This is a genomic window from Cognatundibacterium luofuense (assembly GCF_018139685.1).
Lineage (GTDB): Bacteria > Pseudomonadota > Gammaproteobacteria > Burkholderiales > Burkholderiaceae_D > Undibacterium > Undibacterium luofuense.
This window is the reverse complement of sequence record NZ_JAGSPN010000333.1, coordinates 1-352: the sequence shown is the minus strand read 5'-3', so window position 1 is coordinate 352 and position 352 is coordinate 1. Positions and strand designations below refer to the sequence as shown.

Sequence of the window (352 nt, the reverse complement as noted above, 5' to 3'; positions counted from 1 at the left end):
ACTGTCAGAACCATCGTACATATGGTTGTGCTCAGACGTCATCAGGAAATCCAGCCCCTTATTCAGTGCGTACTGATACGCATCGGTCGGACCGTAAGCGGCAGACTGCGGATTCTGTGCGCCGGTACAGGAACTCAAATCACCGCCACCATCGCTGTGATTGGTCTGGCTGTGTAAATTGCCGTAGTAAATGGTGTAAGGCAGTGAGCCACCTGCGGCTGTCAGGCTGGCGACAGCCATTTTGTTGACGATACCGGTCTTTGGTGCCGCTGTGGTTTTGCGAGTGTTCAACGCAGTAAAACCTGGCATCGCCGGCACCGCTACTTTGCCAACCTGCATAGGCCAGCTTTGC

General features: G+C 54.3%; 1 pseudogene. It reads right to left on the bottom strand.

The window, feature by feature from the left end:
- Positions 1-352: pseudogene (locus KDM89_RS22655) on the bottom strand (CehA/McbA family metallohydrolase); the annotation flags it as partial.